The sequence below is a fragment of the Gracilimonas sp. B-17 genome (assembly GCF_056857935.1).
The window spans coordinates 315479-331266 of sequence record NZ_JBSXOA010000012.1; the positions used below are offsets into that span (position 1 = coordinate 315479).

General features: G+C 43.7%; 14 protein-coding genes. 5 read left to right on the forward strand and 9 right to left on the reverse strand.

Annotated features, from left to right (window positions below; translation table 11 throughout):
- Positions 1 to 9: 9 nt before the first annotated feature.
- From AC13FX_RS09945 to AC13FX_RS09960, 4 genes are read right to left on the reverse strand one after another with little or no spacing between them, the layout of a single operon-like run.
- Positions 10 to 381 (reverse strand): hypothetical protein, encoded by a 372-nt coding sequence (locus AC13FX_RS09945; protein WP_482880403.1) that lies wholly within the window; start codon positions 379 to 381, stop codon positions 10 to 12.
- A 15-nt stretch (positions 382 to 396) separates the two neighbouring features.
- A complete protein-coding gene (locus AC13FX_RS09950; RefSeq protein WP_482880404.1) occupies positions 397 to 1746 on the reverse strand; it encodes a TolC family protein in 1350 nt (449 codons plus the stop codon).
- A complete protein-coding gene (locus AC13FX_RS09955) occupies positions 1743 to 4910 on the reverse strand; it encodes an efflux RND transporter permease subunit (protein ID WP_482880405.1) in 3168 nt (1055 codons plus the stop codon). The genes AC13FX_RS09950 and AC13FX_RS09955 overlap by 4 nt, the downstream gene beginning before the upstream one ends.
- Before the next feature lie 9 nt (positions 4911 to 4919).
- Positions 4920 to 6011, reverse strand: coding sequence for an efflux RND transporter periplasmic adaptor subunit (locus AC13FX_RS09960; RefSeq protein ID WP_482880406.1), 1092 nt, complete (start codon positions 6009 to 6011; stop codon positions 4920 to 4922).
- A 257-nt stretch (positions 6012 to 6268) separates the two neighbouring features.
- On the opposite strand from AC13FX_RS09960, the gene AC13FX_RS09965 reads away from it, so the two are divergent.
- Positions 6269 to 6895, forward strand: a complete 627-nt coding sequence (locus tag AC13FX_RS09965; RefSeq protein WP_482880407.1) for a TetR/AcrR family transcriptional regulator — start codon at positions 6269 to 6271, stop codon at positions 6893 to 6895.
- Positions 6896 to 6970: 75 nt separating this feature from the next.
- Positions 6971 to 7720: an SDR family NAD(P)-dependent oxidoreductase gene (locus AC13FX_RS09970; RefSeq protein WP_482880408.1), complete on the forward strand. Its 750-nt coding sequence runs from the start codon at positions 6971 to 6973 to the stop codon at positions 7718 to 7720.
- Positions 7721 to 7779: 59 nt separating this feature from the next.
- Here AC13FX_RS09970 and AC13FX_RS09975 read toward each other — a convergent pair whose 3' ends face one another.
- The 5 genes from AC13FX_RS09975 to AC13FX_RS09995 all read right to left on the reverse strand — a co-directional run bounded on the left by AC13FX_RS09975 (position 7780) and on the right by AC13FX_RS09995 (position 11007).
- Positions 7780 to 8829 (reverse strand): COX15/CtaA family protein, encoded by a 1050-nt coding sequence (locus tag AC13FX_RS09975; RefSeq protein WP_482880409.1) that lies wholly within the window; start codon positions 8827 to 8829, stop codon positions 7780 to 7782.
- 22 nt (positions 8830 to 8851) lie between these two features.
- Entirely contained in the window at positions 8852 to 9856 is a 1005-nt protein-coding gene (gene lplA / locus AC13FX_RS09980) for a lipoate--protein ligase (RefSeq protein WP_482880410.1), read from the reverse strand.
- Positions 9857 to 10006: 150 nt separating this feature from the next.
- Positions 10007 to 10549, reverse strand: coding sequence for a hypothetical protein (locus tag AC13FX_RS09985; protein WP_482880411.1), 543 nt, complete (start codon positions 10547 to 10549; stop codon positions 10007 to 10009).
- A complete protein-coding gene (locus AC13FX_RS09990) occupies positions 10539 to 10724 on the reverse strand; it encodes a DUF3565 domain-containing protein (protein ID WP_482880412.1) in 186 nt (61 codons plus the stop codon). Before AC13FX_RS09990 ends, AC13FX_RS09985 begins: the two co-directional genes overlap by 11 nt.
- 106 nt (positions 10725 to 10830) lie before the next feature.
- Positions 10831 to 11007 (reverse strand): acetyltransferase, encoded by a 177-nt coding sequence (locus AC13FX_RS09995; protein ID WP_482880413.1) that lies wholly within the window; start codon positions 11005 to 11007, stop codon positions 10831 to 10833.
- A gap of 182 nt (positions 11008 to 11189) precedes the next feature.
- Here AC13FX_RS09995 and mvaD point away from each other — a divergent pair, with 182 nt between their 5' ends.
- From mvaD to AC13FX_RS10010, 3 genes are all read left to right on the forward strand, one after another.
- The gene (gene mvaD, locus AC13FX_RS10000) at positions 11190 to 12254 is read left to right on the forward strand and encodes a diphosphomevalonate decarboxylase (protein ID WP_482880414.1); all 1065 of its coding nucleotides are present in this window, start codon (positions 11190 to 11192) and stop codon (positions 12252 to 12254) included.
- A complete protein-coding gene (locus AC13FX_RS10005) occupies positions 12251 to 13330 on the forward strand; it encodes a mevalonate kinase family protein (RefSeq protein ID WP_482880415.1) in 1080 nt (359 codons plus the stop codon). The genes mvaD and AC13FX_RS10005 overlap by 4 nt, the downstream gene beginning before the upstream one ends.
- A gap of 86 nt (positions 13331 to 13416) precedes the next feature.
- Positions 13417 to 15690 carry a hydroxymethylglutaryl-CoA reductase, degradative gene (locus AC13FX_RS10010; RefSeq protein ID WP_482880416.1) on the forward strand — a complete coding sequence of 758 codons (2274 nt, stop codon included), beginning with the start codon at positions 13417 to 13419 and terminating at the stop codon, positions 15688 to 15690.
- The last annotated feature ends 98 nt before the right edge of the window (positions 15691 to 15788 follow it).

The window sequence follows — 15788 nt, forward strand, 5'->3', positions numbered from 1 at the left end:
GTGAAAAGTTTATTTATTTGGTTTTTTTACGGTCATTTTCAGACTCATGAATATCAATAGCCAGACTAAGGTTCTGAAAGTCATGGTACCAAGACTATCCGTGGCAACACCTGAACCTATCAGGTAACCAACGGATATTGTGATCAGCACGGTCAGGTTTATCAGGAAAACAGTAAGTGCTGCCATTTCACCCTTTTGACTGTTTCTCCAAATAAAATATCCTGCTATCAAATAACAAATTCCCATGATATGGTTGAAGATCAGGAGCGGCATAAAAACCACATACCCGGGATCCGCTCCCAGGTACAGGATGCGGGAACTGGCAATCAGAGTAAGAACTCCAAAGATCGCTGCAATGACTGAGGCTGTTTTTTGAATCATGACATCATTTTAGATTTATTTATCAAAGATCAATTTACCGCTAAGATAAAGCAGGGTGGTTTCGGTAAGTTTGATCTTATATTGAGTTTCAGAGATCTTTAATCGGGCATTGTGCAGAGATAACTGTGCACTCCTTAATTCCACACCGGTTATCAAACCCCTTTGGAATGAATCCTTGGCCCGTTCGTAATTTCTTTCATAGGTCCTGAGATTATCCATTTCAACAGACAGTTGTTGTTTATGAAATTGATATTGCTCCCAGGTATTGTCGAAGGTAGCCTGAAGCTGCAGTTTCGTCTGATCTGATAGGATCTGAGCCTGTCTGACATCCGCTTTTGCATTCTGAACTGCCGTTTTGGTTCGTCCTCCGCTAAAAATGGGAATGCTTAAGGTTAAGCCACCGGTAACCCCAAGTTGTTCCTGCGTTTCGAACTGTCCATCCGTGGCCGTTTGGTAAGCATAACCATACTGGGCGCTTGCTTTAAGTGTCGGATACAGATTGCCTTTTATAAGACTCTCTTCAAGTTCAGCCTGTTTTATTCTCTCCTCTCGCACACTTAAAAGGGTATTGTTCTGTTCAAGTGAGCGGGATAGTTTTTCGTAGTTGGTTTCAAACGTAATGGACAGGTCTTCTTCCAAAGGTTTTTGAGAGGATTCATTCCACCCTATCTCTGTATGAAGATCCCTGTATGCCGTACGGAAGTTCAGCTGCAATTCCCGGAATTCAGTACTGTCTGTTTTCAGATCTGCCAAAGCCTGCAGGTATTGCTGCTCATTGACCTGTCCAAATTCTTTTCTGTTCTCTACGATCTTGAACCGATCAGAACTTTGCTCTAAGGCTTCTGATTTCAATTTGATAGCTTTTTGGAGTGATGCAACATGAATATATTTCTGAGTCACATTCAAAACGGTTTGCTCCATTTTAGCCTTATGATCAAGACCTGACACCACCTGACCGGTTTTTAGCATTTTGTAGCGATAATGACCTTTCATGCCGTCAAATATGACGAATTCTGTACCAATCCCTGCTTGCAGCTGAGTGGAGTATACACCATCGTATTCAATGGAAGACGGTGGCTGGGAACCTGACTGCGGGTTGAGTAAATTCTGAAAAAAGGAGCCGGGTGTCAGTTCAACATCATTATAGGCCCAGTTCATGCTGCTGATGATACCTAATGTGGGTAGCTGTCCGGCATTCCCACGAGTCGCAGAGTTGGCGGCCTTTTTAGCTTCGATCTCACTTATCAAAATATTGTGATTATGCAATAAGGCTGCATCAAGGGCTTCGCTTAAAGTGAAGACTTCCTGTGCGTGTGTAACCTGCGTAAGCAGAGAGATCAGGATAAGAATTAAGACACGTTTCATAATTTACTGCGTTTTTGGTGTTCCATAAGCTGAACAGCGGGTTCAATGTTTTCCTGGGTTGCTTCATTATCGCCTGTCAATTTCAGGAGTTTGAGTTTGAGCTCATTCCAGATCACCAGAAAGGCAGGGGCAAGGGTCAGAGAAATGAATAACCCGAAGATCAAACCATAAGCAATCGAAATGGCCGGCGGTCGTAAGAAAGCCGAAGCTAATCCCCCAACAAAGATCATGGGAACCAAACCGGCAACTGTACTTAAACTGGTCAACAGAATGGGTCTGAAACGGGATTTAACAGCATCTTTCAGGGCGTCTTCAAAACTCATTTCAGCTTTGAGATTATCATTGAAAGCCGTAATGAGTACAAGCAGGTTGTTGATCAGAATACCTATCAAAGCGATCATTCCGATCAGAGAAAAGATGTTCATGGTTGCTCCGTGGATCAGGTGTCCAATAACCACCCCAATAAAGGCAAATGGCAGTGATAGAAGCACTAAGAAGGTCTGACTAAACGACTGAAAGTTGATAACGATCAGCGCCAGCATGAACACTAAAATAAAGGGAGCCACGGTTTTCATGGCTTCTGTTACCCGGGCTGATTCTCGGTTCTGTCCTTCGATCGAAAATGTGATATCAGGAAATTCTTCGCTTAAATCTGAAATGATGTTTGTCTCAATATCAGATAAAATGTTTGGTGCAGAGAGGGAGGGATCAGCCAGATCCGCATCTACTCTGATAGTACGATTACCGTTGATGCGACTGATCTGCATCAGCTCATCGGTAGGATAAATGGTAGCCACTTCGTTCAAGGGAAAGGCACCGGCAGGAGTGCGGATCTTCATGGTTTTAAGGGCCTCAAAATTTGATCGTTCTTCATCGGGGAACCGAAGCCAGACCCTGACATCATCACTGCCACGCTGCAGGTTTTGAACCTCCATACCGAAAAAGGCCGTTCTGACCTGCATCATCAGATCTTGTAAGGTCAGCCCAAGTTGCTCTCCTGCTTTGGTCAGTTCCAGATGTAGTTCAGGGTTCCCACGCTGATCGGTATCGGCCACATCAAGCAGGTCATCACGCTGCTCAAGCATCGATTTTAGTTTGGTTGATGCTTCCTGAATGTGAGCCAGACTTCGCCCGGATACGGAAATATCGACCGGCAACCCACCAAAGCGGTGTTCAGCGGTAGATCCCATATAACGAATGTATTTGGCTTCAGGGATCACTCCCACTTCGTCACGGAACATATTGTTGATCTGATAAGCAGGAATTCCGCGTTCTTCTCCGCCAAGCATCACTACCCGAAGCATGCCTTGATGTGAGTTTGGTCCCAACACCAGTTCTACATTTCGTATAACATCTTTACCGTCTGTGCGGTCAGAACTGAGGCGTTCACCTACAGTTAATATGCTTTGTTCGATCTGTTCTAGCTTATCTTTGACAGCACCTTCGGGGGTTCCGGGTTCAAGTTCCATAGTAACAAGCTGAATGTCATCATCCAGATAAGGAAAAAAGGTTACAGGGAGCACACCGGTTCTCAACAAAAGAATAGATCCGAACATCAGCAGAATAAAAGCCCCCACATTCAACCATTTGTATCGGTGGGAAATGAGATCTGTAAAAGGCATGAACCATTTATCCCTGAAAGTAATAAGGCTCTGTGTGAAAAGGATCTCAAACCGGGTCTGGGTATTGTCTTTAGTTAATACTTTAGAGCGGGTCATTTTTGCGGGCAGAAATAAAAAAGTGATGATCAACGCTGCCAACAGAGCACTGGTTACCACAAATGAAACTTCTGAGAAAAAGGCTCCGGGTTTTCCGGGTAAGAAGAAGAATATGCTGAAGGCAACTGCGGTGGTTAACAGTGAGATCGTCATGGGAGCGGCTACTTCTGCAGCACCGTCTCTGGCGGCTGCAATAGGGTGTTTGTGGAATTCCGAATAGTGCCGATACACATTTTCAGCTACTACCACTCCGGTATCAACAAGCATCCCAAGAACCAATATAAACCCAAAGATCGACACCACGTTTATAGTGAGGTCGTAACCAAGCAGGGCGAAAATGAAGGAACCCAGCAGGGATAGCGGAATGGTTAGTGAAACCCAGAACGCGATGCGTTTATCCAGAAAGAGGGTGAGGATCACTAACACGAGGATAAGTCCGGCCATGCCGTTTTCCCAGAGTGCGGCGGCTCGTTCGTTCACGAATTCCGATATATCTTCGATGATGACCAGCTCAACCCCATCGTGCGTTTGGTTGAAGGTTTGCATGTAGGCTTTTGCCTGTTCAGCAACATCAATAAGATTTTCGTCATTGGTTGTAACCACCTGAATGACGACCGCCTGCTTTCCATTCAGGTACCGTTCATAGGCCCGGTCGTTGAATTGTTCTTTAACGGTGGCAACGTCTTTTAGAAGCACACGTTGCCCGGCTATACCGGATCGAATAGGAATCTCCCCAATTTCGAGTGCAGTACTTGTTTTGTTCCTGGTTCTGATTTGCCAGTTCGCTTCATCAAGCTGCAGTTCACCTCCCGTCAAATCAATGTTGTGTGCTTTTACGGATGTCGCTATTTGCTGAAAGGTGAGTCCAAAACGATCCATTTGCTGATCATCCAGCTCGATAACGATCTCCTCTTCTGAAAAGCCGAATAAGTTAACGTTTGAAAACCCTTTGTTGATCATGAATTCATCCCTGATCCGTTCGGCATAATCCTTTTTCAACTGAAGTGGAATATCACCGGTCAAGGCAAAAGTAATGGTCGGGTTCAGCATTTCCTGTTTAAAAATAACCGGCCGATCCATCTCTGCGGGGAAATCACTTATCTGATTGACAGCATTTTCCACGTCTGTCATAACCTCGTCAATATCCGCCCATTCGAAGATCTCAACGGTGATCCTCCCACTATTCTCTTTGGAAAGCGATGTGAAACGATCCGTTCCTGAAATTCCCCTAAGGTTTTCTTCGATCCTTGAAATGGCCCGCTCTTCAATTTCCTGTGGAGAGGCTCCGCGATAAATGATATCTATATAGATCTCCTTGGGAGTTTCAGCAGGGTTTAGGGTATACCTAACCTGACTAAAACTAATGAAACCGACCAGTAATGTGAGCAGCAGGCCAAGATTGACCATGGCCGGATATCGAACAAAAAAGTTAATGAGTTTCTTCATGTTGTGGCCTTATTGTAAGATGAGTCCGGCATAGGCAATTTCAGCATCAGCCACTATTTGGTCACCGTTCTCCAGGCCTGTGACCCTGATGTAATCTTTTTCAACATCCAGCACCTGTATCGGTTTTAAACTGATATTGTCTCCGTTTGCAATGTAAACCTGACCGGTTCTGATCAGTGCTGATTTTGGTATCCTTGCTGCCTGAATTTCCTCATCTGATTCGAATGCTCCCTCGAGATAAAGACCTTCTCTCAGGTTCTCTCCACTTACCTTTAGGTACACGGATATCATTTGTGAAGTAGGATCCAAAGTTGGATTCACTCGGTCAACCCGCGCGTTCCATGAGTTCCTTTGGTCCTGATCCCGAACTGTGATCTCAGAACCAATATTAGCCAGTGCGATCTGGTCCCTTTCCATTGAAACCTGAAGGATGTAGGAAGTGGGGTCCACTAATGTACCCAGCTGGAATTGAGGTCCAACGGTTTGACCGGGTTCCGCATTTGCTGCTGAAAGAATACCACTGAAAGGTGCGGAGATGGTAAATTTCTGTAAACGAGATTCGGCACTTTTGACCTGATAATATGCATCATAAATACCCCGCGAGCTCAGGAATTGTTGAAGCTGAGGATCATCCGTTTCAGGCATTTCAGGAAAGGGCTGGTCCGGATGAATATCTGTATACCAGGTATTGATCTGCTCAAACGATTCGGGGAAATCCATTTTTATGTCCGGAAGCGTTCGCGACAGTAATGTCCTAAAATTGCTTTTTGATGACCGAAGCTGAAACTGAATGTCTTCACTGTCAAGTTGCAACATCGTCTCACCTTTTTTGAATGAGACTCCCTCCTTAAAGGGTTTGTCGTGAGGCAGGATCTTGCCCTGAACTTCCGGAAAGATCATTAGTCTGTTTTCCGCTCTTAGTCGACCGCTAACGGTTACAGTATTTGAGTGAGTTTCTAATTCAATGGTCATGAATTCAATATTCTCAAGATCGGTTGACCGGTTTCCAGGATTTTGTAATGTCGTGGCAGTTTTATTCTCATCAGTATTACAAGCTGTTAAAGCGATCAATATCAGGGTAAAGGCGTACGAAAGTTTCATATAGTGAGATTTATGGGGAATTCGCTAAACACAGTTTAAGGGTATTGATCACATGATTCAACCAAATGGTTGATATAAAAATATGACTGTTAAGTTTTTTGCAAACTCAATTAAAACAAATGGTAAGATTGAGGATGCAGTCTTTCGAAAGAAGGTCGAAAGGAAAGGTTAAATAAATAATTCAACCAAATGGTTAAATTTTGTGCGGGACTTTTGTATGTTTAGCCATCGAAATAAAAATTTTAGAAATTGAGTTGATGGAAGACAAACCGACAGATCAATCATCCACAGAACTAAAAATATTTGAAGCAGCAAGAGAGGTCTTTCAGGCAAAGGGACTGGAAGGGGCTCGAATGCAAGAGATAGCGGATAAAGCCGAGATCAATAAATCCATGCTTCATTATTATTACCGTTCTAAAGCCAAGTTATTTGAAAAGGTGTATCATCTATCCATCATAAAGGTCATTCCAAAGATCGCTGAACTCTTAAATGAAGATCTGCCCCTGGAACAAAAGCTTAGAAGCTTTGTCGATAAATACCTCGAGATTGTTAAGGCGAACCCGGATATCCCACTGTTTGTATTGCATGAGATGAATAAGGATCCAAACCGACTTAGGAATTTTATGATCAATCAGATCGGGGAAAAGGTTCATCCATTTTTGCAACAGATCAGGGAAGAACGGAAAAAAGGCAATACGGTAGATCTGCCTGCTGATCAGATCATGGTGAATATTATGTCATTGATGATCTTTCCTTTCATAGGCCGGCCGGTATTCAAGGCCATATTGGATAAAGATGATGAAGAATATGAGGCGTTTATTGATGAAAGGCATCGTTTACTGCCAGATTATGTAGTGAATATTGTAATGAAAAAACCATCCTGAATGTCAGAGTTCACAACATATTCATATTGATATGGTATTTAAAAATGTATTATCAATTAAAGTGGAGGAAGAGTCATGGGAGCATTAGATGGTAAAGTTGCAATTATTACGGGTGCAGCGAAAGGTATAGGAGAATCAACTGCACTTTTGTTCGCTGAAGAGGGAGCAAAAGTGACCGTTTCCGATGTTGATGTGGAGAATGGCAAAAAGGTAGTTGAGGCGATCAAAGAGAATGGAGGAGAAGCTATCTTTGTGAGATCGGATGCCTCAAAGGCAGAAGATCATGAAGCTCTGGTCAAGAAAACAGTGGAAGCTTTTGGAAAGCTGGATATTGCCGTTAACAATGCCGGTATTGGAGGGCCCCTTGCTAAAACTGCTGAATATCCGCTGGATGGGTGGGAAAAAGTTATAAGCCTTAACCTGAGTGGCGTTTTTTACGGTACCAGGTATCAGATTGCAGAGATGCTTAAGAATGGGAGTGGCAGTATTGTAAATATTGCCTCTATTTTAGGGCAGGTAGGCACTTCTAACTCTCCGGCCTATGTAGCTGCTAAACATGGAGTGGTAGGACTAACTAAAACCGCGGCTCTTGAGTATGCAACGGATGGTATTAGAGTCAATTCGGTTGGACCCGGTTACATCAAGACACCTTTGTTAAGTGTATTGGATGAGGAAACTCTGGAATATGTAAAGAGTTTGCATCCTATGGGTCGACTTGGAGAAGCTAATGAAGTGGCTGAATTAATACTTTGGTTGGCATCCGACAGATCTTCATTCGTAACCGGTAATTATTATGCTGTGGATGGTGGTTATCTGGCTAGATAATGAATGAATCGTATATTGACTTAGTAAAAGCTCTTCATTTAAATGAGGAGCCTTTTTTATCAGCTTGTCACCGGGTAATAATCACGGTACTTCATTTTGTGCCAAAGGGCCAGTAAAATTCCCCAGAATATCACGGCAATGGCCTGATGCAGAACACCAAGGGAGATAGGCACACTATAGATCACAGTGAATATCCCAATCAAATATTGGAATACGATCAGTGCAAAGAGTGACGTACCCAACGTCATCAGGTCAGTTGTATCTTTGGTCTTGTACATTTTCCACCAAAATGCCGCTACTGCACCTAGTAGAATAGTGCCATTAAGCCGATGTATCCATTGTACGGTACCTGGGTTTTCGACCAGATTCCTTAGGAAGGGATCGAACATGGAAAAAGTGGGAGGGAGCCATTCACCTCCCATTTTTGGGAAACTGTTGTACATATAGCCTGCATCGAGTCCTGCAGTAAATGCTCCATAAATGATCTGTATCCATAGGAGAACCCCAATAGAGTACATCCATTTTTTGAAGGGGATAGTTTCTGCTTCTCCTTTTTTAAGGCTACTGTGGTATTTAACATCCAGGGCAAGCCAAAGGCAATAGGCAAACAGTATGAGTGCAAGTGAAAAATGAATAGCCAGCCTATAGTGACTTACATATGGAACATCCACTAAACCGCTTTTAACCATGATCCAACCCATGGCACCCTGTGAGGCTCCGAGTAGCAGCAGTACCCAAAGGCGTTTCAGCAGCCGCTTGTCAAAATATCCTTTCACCCAGAACCAGATAAAGGGCACGATGAACACGATCCCAAGTACACGGCCTATCAATCGATGAAAATATTCCCAAAAGAAGATGGTCTTGAATTCGTCGAGCGACATGCCCGCATTGATCTTCTGATACTGAGGAAATTCCTTGTATCGTTCAAAGGCATTATCCCATTCCACTTCATTCATCGGGGGAATGGATCCCATAATGAGGTTCCAGTCACTCATGGAAAGGCCGGAATCGGTCAACCGTGTGATACCGCCGATCACTACCATCAGGGTGATCAGGGTCACGCCCGACCACAGCCAGATATACACAGGGCGCTTATATTCGTTTGTCATGTCGTTTTGTTGTTTAAATAATTTATTCGTCTTCTCCATAGATGAGATCCAGAAACTCCTGCCGTTCAATATTTCCAAAGTAATCCTTCACATCGATCTTTTTGATGGATGCAGCGATGTCTTCAGGTTCATACCGAACATCCTGCAGCATATCCTCGATCTCATGAACTGATTCCTTGCCAAAGAAATCTCCGTAGATCTTCATATTCTTGATATGGCCTTTTTGAACATCCAGCCGAAGGTCGATCTCCCCAACAGGGAATCTTTTGGATCGTTGAATATTGAATTTTGGGGATTTTCCATAGTTCCAGTCCCAATTGCCGTATTTTTCTTCTTTCAATTCATGAACCGATTTCCATTCTTTTTCGGTCAGTTTATAGGTTTCAAAATTTTCCCGGTCCTGATAGAGTCCATCAAGTATGTGCTGTCTGAAATCAGCGAGACTCATTTCCTTTTCATCAATAAATTCGATGATGTTGGAAACCCGGCTACGCACTGATTTATGTCCCTTGGATTGTATCTTACTCATCTTAACGTTTAAGGCATTAGCTACCTCGCCAAGGTCGCTGTTGAAAAGAAGTGTTCCGTGGGAAAACATACGCTTACCGGTAGAGAACTGTGCGTTTCCGGAGATCTTTTTATCCTCAGCCAATATGTCATTTCGTCCGCTCATCTTAGCGGGCACACCCATTTCTTTCAGGATCCGGATCACCGGTTCGTTAAATTTCAGGAAGTTATTCAGGTTCTCTTGCTTATACTTAGTGATAAAGCTGAAGTTCAGGTTACCCAGATCATGGTAAACGGCTCCACCGCCACTCATTCTGCGTACAACATGTATATCGTTATTTCTTACATATTCATCGTTGATCTCCTCAAGGGTATTTTGATTTCGACCAATGATGATGGAGGGTTCATTTACATAAAAGAGCAGATAATCATCTGATTCACCAAAGTTTCTTAATGCATATTCTTCCAGTGCCAGGTTGATCTGAGGTTTGGTGATACCCTCGTTATCAATAAATATCATTATCTGTAGAAATTTTTGAATTTTTGGTTTTGAAGGTCATCTCCTTGAAGTAGGAGATCATGAAGTATCAAATGAATAATTGTCCGGATTATCTGGATCCCCACCTTTGCGAAATTGACCATTTACTGGTGTATTAACATCTTTAAAAAATCATCCATTCAAACCATCAACACCTGCAACCTTCAGTGTGTGGGTAAGTATAACTCCATAAATTACATGCATTAAAAGGCCGGCAAATATAAATTTTCCGGGGACCCAGGTGTTAGAATAAAAGATCCCAAACGATTCGCCGGCTGCAGCAGAGACGAATGGAGAGACAACCAATCCTGCAAAAATAGAGATCATTATTCCAAATATGAGGCCCTGTATAAGCCAATTTCCGGGAATCCTCTTTTGCAGATACACTACCCAAACAAGAGCCATCAACACACCGCCAATATTAAAGGCAAGATTCCCAAAAACAATGTGATAGGCATCGGTTCCATGTATTTCGTTAAAACTTGCAGTAAGTATGTGGCCTACATCAATAACCGGAAGCCCGATCCCGCTCTGCAGAAATGCAACCATAGCCATTGCAAATGTTGCGATGAATCCACAAATGACGGTACGGAAAAAGGTAGAAGCACTCATATCAGAATCCCTGTTTATGTTGGAATTTTTAATGGCTTCAAAGTTACGAATTTTAGCGGTCACACTCTTTACAATTTAGGGTGGAACCAACCTTGCTTTTTCGGCCTTGTTCAGTGGTAACCCATGGCCTGAGTTGCCAGGGGGGATTATGCCGTACATGTTGTGTGTGTCCACATTTAAGATCAGCAACCCAATCCCCTTGCTCATCTTTGTGAAAACCAACGATCGGTTGTTTCATTTTTGCCTTTGGCTAAATGGTCATGGAACAGGATGAAGTGGATTCTGCGGATAGTTGCAGATACAATTTAAATCCAAGATCATCCGCCTTATCTGTGTCATCCGCGTTAAATTCCTTTATTATCTATAAGCTGTTCAATATCCAGCGATTGAATGGCACTGATGGCTGCTTCCATGGCTCCTTCAGCGCACAAACCACTCATGGAAGCATGCATAAATCCATCCTTGGCAGCTTCTAAACAAGCCTGCCTGATCTTTTCAGCTATTTTAAGTTCAGTATTCATATTCAGTGGCGATATTTCAAATTTCTGATCATTTGATCAAGTATAAGGTCATCCAGACAAAGGAAAATGTAAAGGCACAATTTTAATTTTTTGCAGATACTGCTTTTACCAGAGAATGTTAGGGTTTGAAAAAATCTTTCAGAGAAATTCTACCGATGCTGAGTTAAAAAGCTTAACTTTGGATGTTTACTAAGCGCGCAACCATTTTTTGTGTAACTAAAACTCACTCAGTCATCAAAAAATTTAATCCTGGTCCGGTTACTGCTGTTGCCCATTCAAACATTGCACTGGTCAAATATTGGGGCAAAAGGTCGGTGGAGTTTAATCTTCCGGCGGTGGGTTCTATTTCATTGACTCTGGATGCCCTTTACACCAAAACCACACTGCAGTTCGGGGATATGTTAAAAGAAGATCAGTTGATTTTAAATGATCAGGAAGCAACTGAATCCGCCCTGAAACGGGTATCAGAATTTCTGGATGTTGCTGCAGGTACTCATGACCGGCCAAAAGCGAAAGTTATTAGCAAAAATAACTTTCCGACCGGTGCCGGATTAGCCTCATCAGCCTCAGGTTTTGCAGCACTTGCTTTAGCTGCCAGTCAAGGACTTGGGCAATCACATTCTGATGAAGCCTTATCAAGACTGGCACGAATGGGGTCAGGTTCGGCCGCCCGCTCGATCTATGGCGGGTTCAGTGAAATGAAGCTCGGTACAAAAGATGATGGTAGTGAAGATTTTGCTATTTCCCTGCATAGTGAAAGGTATTGGGATGTTCGGCTACTTATTGCCGTTACTTCTGATGAAAAGAAAGAGCTTGGTTCAACGGAAGGCATGATGCGTACGGCTGATACGGCACCGTATTATGATAGTTGGGTATCTTCTCATCCCAAAGACCTGGTTGATATTAAAAAGGCTATTGCTGAGAAGGATTTTGAGAAAACGGGAGAACTGACCGAGCATAGCTGCTTTAAAATGCATGGTTTAGCTATGGCTGCAAAACCTCCTATACTTTATTGGAATGCTGCGACCACAGAAACGATTCATAGAGTGTGGATTTTACGAAAAAATGGTATTCCGGCTTATGTAACCATAGACGCCGGACCTCAGGTGAAGATTTTGTGTTTGCCTGGATCTGTTGAGGCTGTGAAAGATGCCCTATCAGATATTGACGGCGTAAGATCTGTAATTGAAGCTAAACCGGGGCCTGGTGCGTACATCATGGAAACGGTGAATGAAACGATCATATGATGGACCAAACCACTATTACCGTAAAATCTCCTGGAAAGCTGATCCTCTTGGGTGAGTATGCCGTATTGGAAAAAGCTCCTGCGCTTGTTGCTGCAGTCAACAGGCATTGTAAGGTTCGCATTGAATCACTTTATAACAGTACGTTTCAGGTTCGTACCCCAAATCTGAATATTCCTGAGATACAGTTTATTCTGGATCAGGATGGGGATGCCCATTTCAGAACCAATGTTGATTCCAAAACTCAGGAACAGCTTCATTTCGTACTCGCGATCCTAAAGTATGTTAGTCAGAGATCAGGGAAAATTCCCGGAGCTTCTATCAGCATTGATACGACTTCATTTTACCATAGAGTCACTGGAAATAAATTTGGGCTGGGGTCCAGTGCAGCTTTAACGGTTTCACTGTTATCCGGATTAATGGAATACATTGGTAAAAATATCTCGGATGAGGATCTGTATCGTGAAGCTTTTCTTGCCCATCGCTTTGCTCAGGGTAAAATGGGAAGTGGGGTAGATATTGCCGCAAGTGCAACGGGTGGCATCATCAGCTATACCATGCCTGAAAATGCAAATAAGCTCAATGGAAATATTCAAAGGATAGGTCGCCCGGACAACCTATATATGGAATGCATATGGGCCGGATACGCGGTTTCCACGCGGAATTTTGTTCGGAATGTTCATACCTATAAAAATGAACATCCAAAGGATTATGATAAACTGCTTGGCACCATGGGTATGCTTTCAAAGGAAGGGGTAAAAGCTTTTGCAGGGAATGATACCGATGCATTTCTGAATATTATATCTGATTTCTTTGAGTGTGAGCGCGAATTGGGCTTGAGAAGTGGTACTGAGATCGTTTCTGATGTCCATGAGGAGATCAACTCCATTGTGAAAGCCCAGGGGGGAACTTATAAACCATCAGGAGCCGGCGGGGGCGATATAGGAATTGCCTTCTGTAACGATCCCGATTGCATTGAAAAGATCAGGCTTGCGATTAAAGACAGTATGTTTGATCTGATGAATCTTGAAGTTCAACCCAGAGGGGTTCAGATCTCAGCCCGAAAGGAAATTGGGTGATAGATCCTTCCCTGTATGGATCTGAGATCATGATATTATAACCCAATGCTTTATATAAGAACCGTATCTGTAAATAGTCTTTTTTGATGAGTAATAACGATAAATCCCGCATCCCTAAGTTTTATAAATACAGTGTGGAGAACCGGCTGGATATTCTCCGTGAAAAAGAAATATTGAGTCAGGAAGACTACATTGCTCTTCGTGAACAAATGCATCTGCTTTCACAGGATGATGCCGACAAGATGATCGAGAACGTGATCGGTGTGTTTGGCCTTCCAATGGGATTGGGGCTTAACTTCCTGATCAATGAAAAGCCCTATATCGTGCCAATGGTTGTTGAGGAACCATCAATATTAGCGGCGGTAAGTTCGGCTGCCAAGGTAGTGCGTAATGCCGGTGGATTCGAAGTTGAATCGGATGACCCGATCCTGATAGGCCAGATACAGCTGGTGGATGTTCGGCACCCTATGAAAGTGCGGCATACCATTCTGCAGGAAAAGCAAGAGATCTTGAACCTGGCAAACAGTCTCCATCCCAATATGGTGAAACGTGGAGGGGGAGCTATCGATCTCGAGGTGATGATCCATCAGCAGGACCGGCATCCCGGAAGTATGGTGGTTGTGCATTTATTAGTGGATACACGAGATGCAATGGGTGCAAACCTGGTGAACAGTATGTGTGAAGGGGTGGCACCACTCATTGAGAAACTGTCGGGTTCGAAGGTGTACCTGAGAATTCTGTCTAACCTGACCGACCGTGCTATGGTTCGGGCGAAATGTGTGATCCCGACGAAATATCTCGACTTCAATGATTCTTCAGGTAAGGAAGTACGGGATGGGATCATAAGGGCGGCTGAATTTGCGGCTATTGATCCATATCGGGCTTCAACCCATAATAAGGGGATCATGAATGGTATTGATCCGCTTGCCATAGCCACCGGTAACGACTGGCGGGCCATAGAGGCTGCAGCACATGCCTATGCCTCAAGAAGCGGACGATATACCTCATTGACAAACTGGTTCAAGAATGAACAGGGTGATCTGGTGGGTACCATCGATATCCCTTTGAAGGTTGGAACCGTTGGCGGATCACTCAAATCAAATAAAGCGGTTGGCATTGCTCATCGGATCCTTGGGATCGAGTCGGCTACCGAGCTGGCAGAAGTAATGGGAGCGGTTGGGTTGGCTCAAAACTTTTCGGCACTTCGTTCACTTGGAACAGAAGGAATTCAGCGTGGACACATGACCCTACATGCACGCAGTGTGGCAAGTACAGCCGGTGCTCCGGCTGAGCTATTTGAGGAAGTTCTTGAACGATTAGTGGAAAGTGGCGAGATCAAAGTCTGGAAAGCCAAAGAGATCATTGAAGATCTCCAAAAAGAGAAAAAGATCGGAAGCGTATCAGTTCCTGTACTGGATGAAGATGAAGAGATGTCGTTTGGTTACGGTAAGATCATCCTGACAGGCGAGCACTCCGTGGTCCATGGCACTCATGCAGTTGCTGCCCCCATCACCCTGAAGATGAAAGCCAAGGTCTGGGATCATGACAAAGGAGTCAGGCTTCTGATCCCAAGATGGGGTGTGGAGCAGACCATTGAATTCGGAGCCGACCACAAGTACTCCATTTTTAAGTCACTTGAAATGATCCTCGATCACCTCGATCTAAGGGATAAAGGCATGAATATTGAGGTATTTCCCGAAGTACCTAGAGCGATGGGCATGGGAGGGTCTGCAGCTTTGGCTGTTGCGATCATACGTGCCCTGAATAAGCACTTTGAACTGGGTTTGGGTGATGATGATGTAAGAAGATTGTCCTTTGAATCAGAAGACATCGTACACGGCGGAGCTTCCGGAATCGATAATACCGTATCGACCTACGGTAACCTGATCGCTTTTCAGAAAGGTACTCCACCCGATATGCAGACGATCACTCTAAACGAATCCATTCCAATTGTTATCGGATTGAGCGGGGTTGAAAGCATGACCTCAAAGATGGTGAAGCAGGTGCGTGAGCAGGCTGAAAAATATCCTAAATGGTACAAGCAGATATTCAATCAAATGGATGAGCTGGCCATTGCATCTAAAGCAGCCATTGAGTCCCGTGACCTTGATGAACTTGGGATGATCATGAATATGAATCACGGTTTCCTGAATATTTTAGGGGTTTCCTGTCCTGAGGTAGAAGAACTGGTTGAGATAGCCCGACAGAATGGAGCACTGGGTGCGAAACTAACCGGCGGTGGTGGAGGTGGAGCTATGATCGCCCTTTGTGATTCCGAAAAAAGTCAGAAGAAGATTCAAAAGGAAATGCATCAGGCCGGATATGATGCACTGGTCACAGAAATAAAAAGTAACAACTAAGTCTGATTATAATTTTACTGAATCAGGATATGACCATGCTTCATTAACGCTGCCTGATCCAAATAGCTTCATATTAAGTACACATAAGAACGGCAAAT

Bases quoted from the DNA above. Each gene is read 5' to 3' on its own strand.
- AC13FX_RS09945 (WP_482880403.1), bottom strand. From the start codon at position 381: ATGATTCAAAAAACAGCCTCAGTCATTGCAGCGATCTTTGGAGTTCTT.
- AC13FX_RS09950 (WP_482880404.1), bottom strand. From the start codon at position 1,746: ATGAAACGTGTCTTAATTCTTATCCTGATCTCTCTGCTTACGCAGGTT.
- AC13FX_RS09955 (WP_482880405.1), bottom strand. From the start codon at position 4,910: ATGAAGAAACTCATTAACTTTTTTGTTCGATATCCGGCCATGGTCAAT.
- AC13FX_RS09960 (WP_482880406.1), bottom strand. From the start codon at position 6,011: ATGAAACTTTCGTACGCCTTTACCCTGATATTGATCGCTTTAACAGCT.
- AC13FX_RS09965 (WP_482880407.1), top strand. From the start codon at position 6,269: ATGGAAGACAAACCGACAGATCAATCATCCACAGAACTAAAAATATTT.
- AC13FX_RS09970 (WP_482880408.1), top strand. From the start codon at position 6,971: ATGGGAGCATTAGATGGTAAAGTTGCAATTATTACGGGTGCAGCGAAA.
- AC13FX_RS09975 (WP_482880409.1), bottom strand. From the start codon at position 8,829: ATGACAAACGAATATAAGCGCCCTGTGTATATCTGGCTGTGGTCGGGC.
- lplA (WP_482880410.1), bottom strand. From the start codon at position 9,856: ATGATATTTATTGATAACGAGGGTATCACCAAACCTCAGATCAACCTG.
- AC13FX_RS09990 (WP_482880412.1), bottom strand. From the start codon at position 10,724: ATGAAACAACCGATCGTTGGTTTTCACAAAGATGAGCAAGGGGATTGG.
- AC13FX_RS09995 (WP_482880413.1), bottom strand. From the start codon at position 11,007: ATGAATACTGAACTTAAAATAGCTGAAAAGATCAGGCAGGCTTGTTTA.
- mvaD (WP_482880414.1), top strand. From the start codon at position 11,190: ATGTTTACTAAGCGCGCAACCATTTTTTGTGTAACTAAAACTCACTCA.
- AC13FX_RS10005 (WP_482880415.1), top strand. From the start codon at position 12,251: ATGATGGACCAAACCACTATTACCGTAAAATCTCCTGGAAAGCTGATC.
- AC13FX_RS10010 (WP_482880416.1), top strand. From the start codon at position 13,417: ATGAGTAATAACGATAAATCCCGCATCCCTAAGTTTTATAAATACAGT.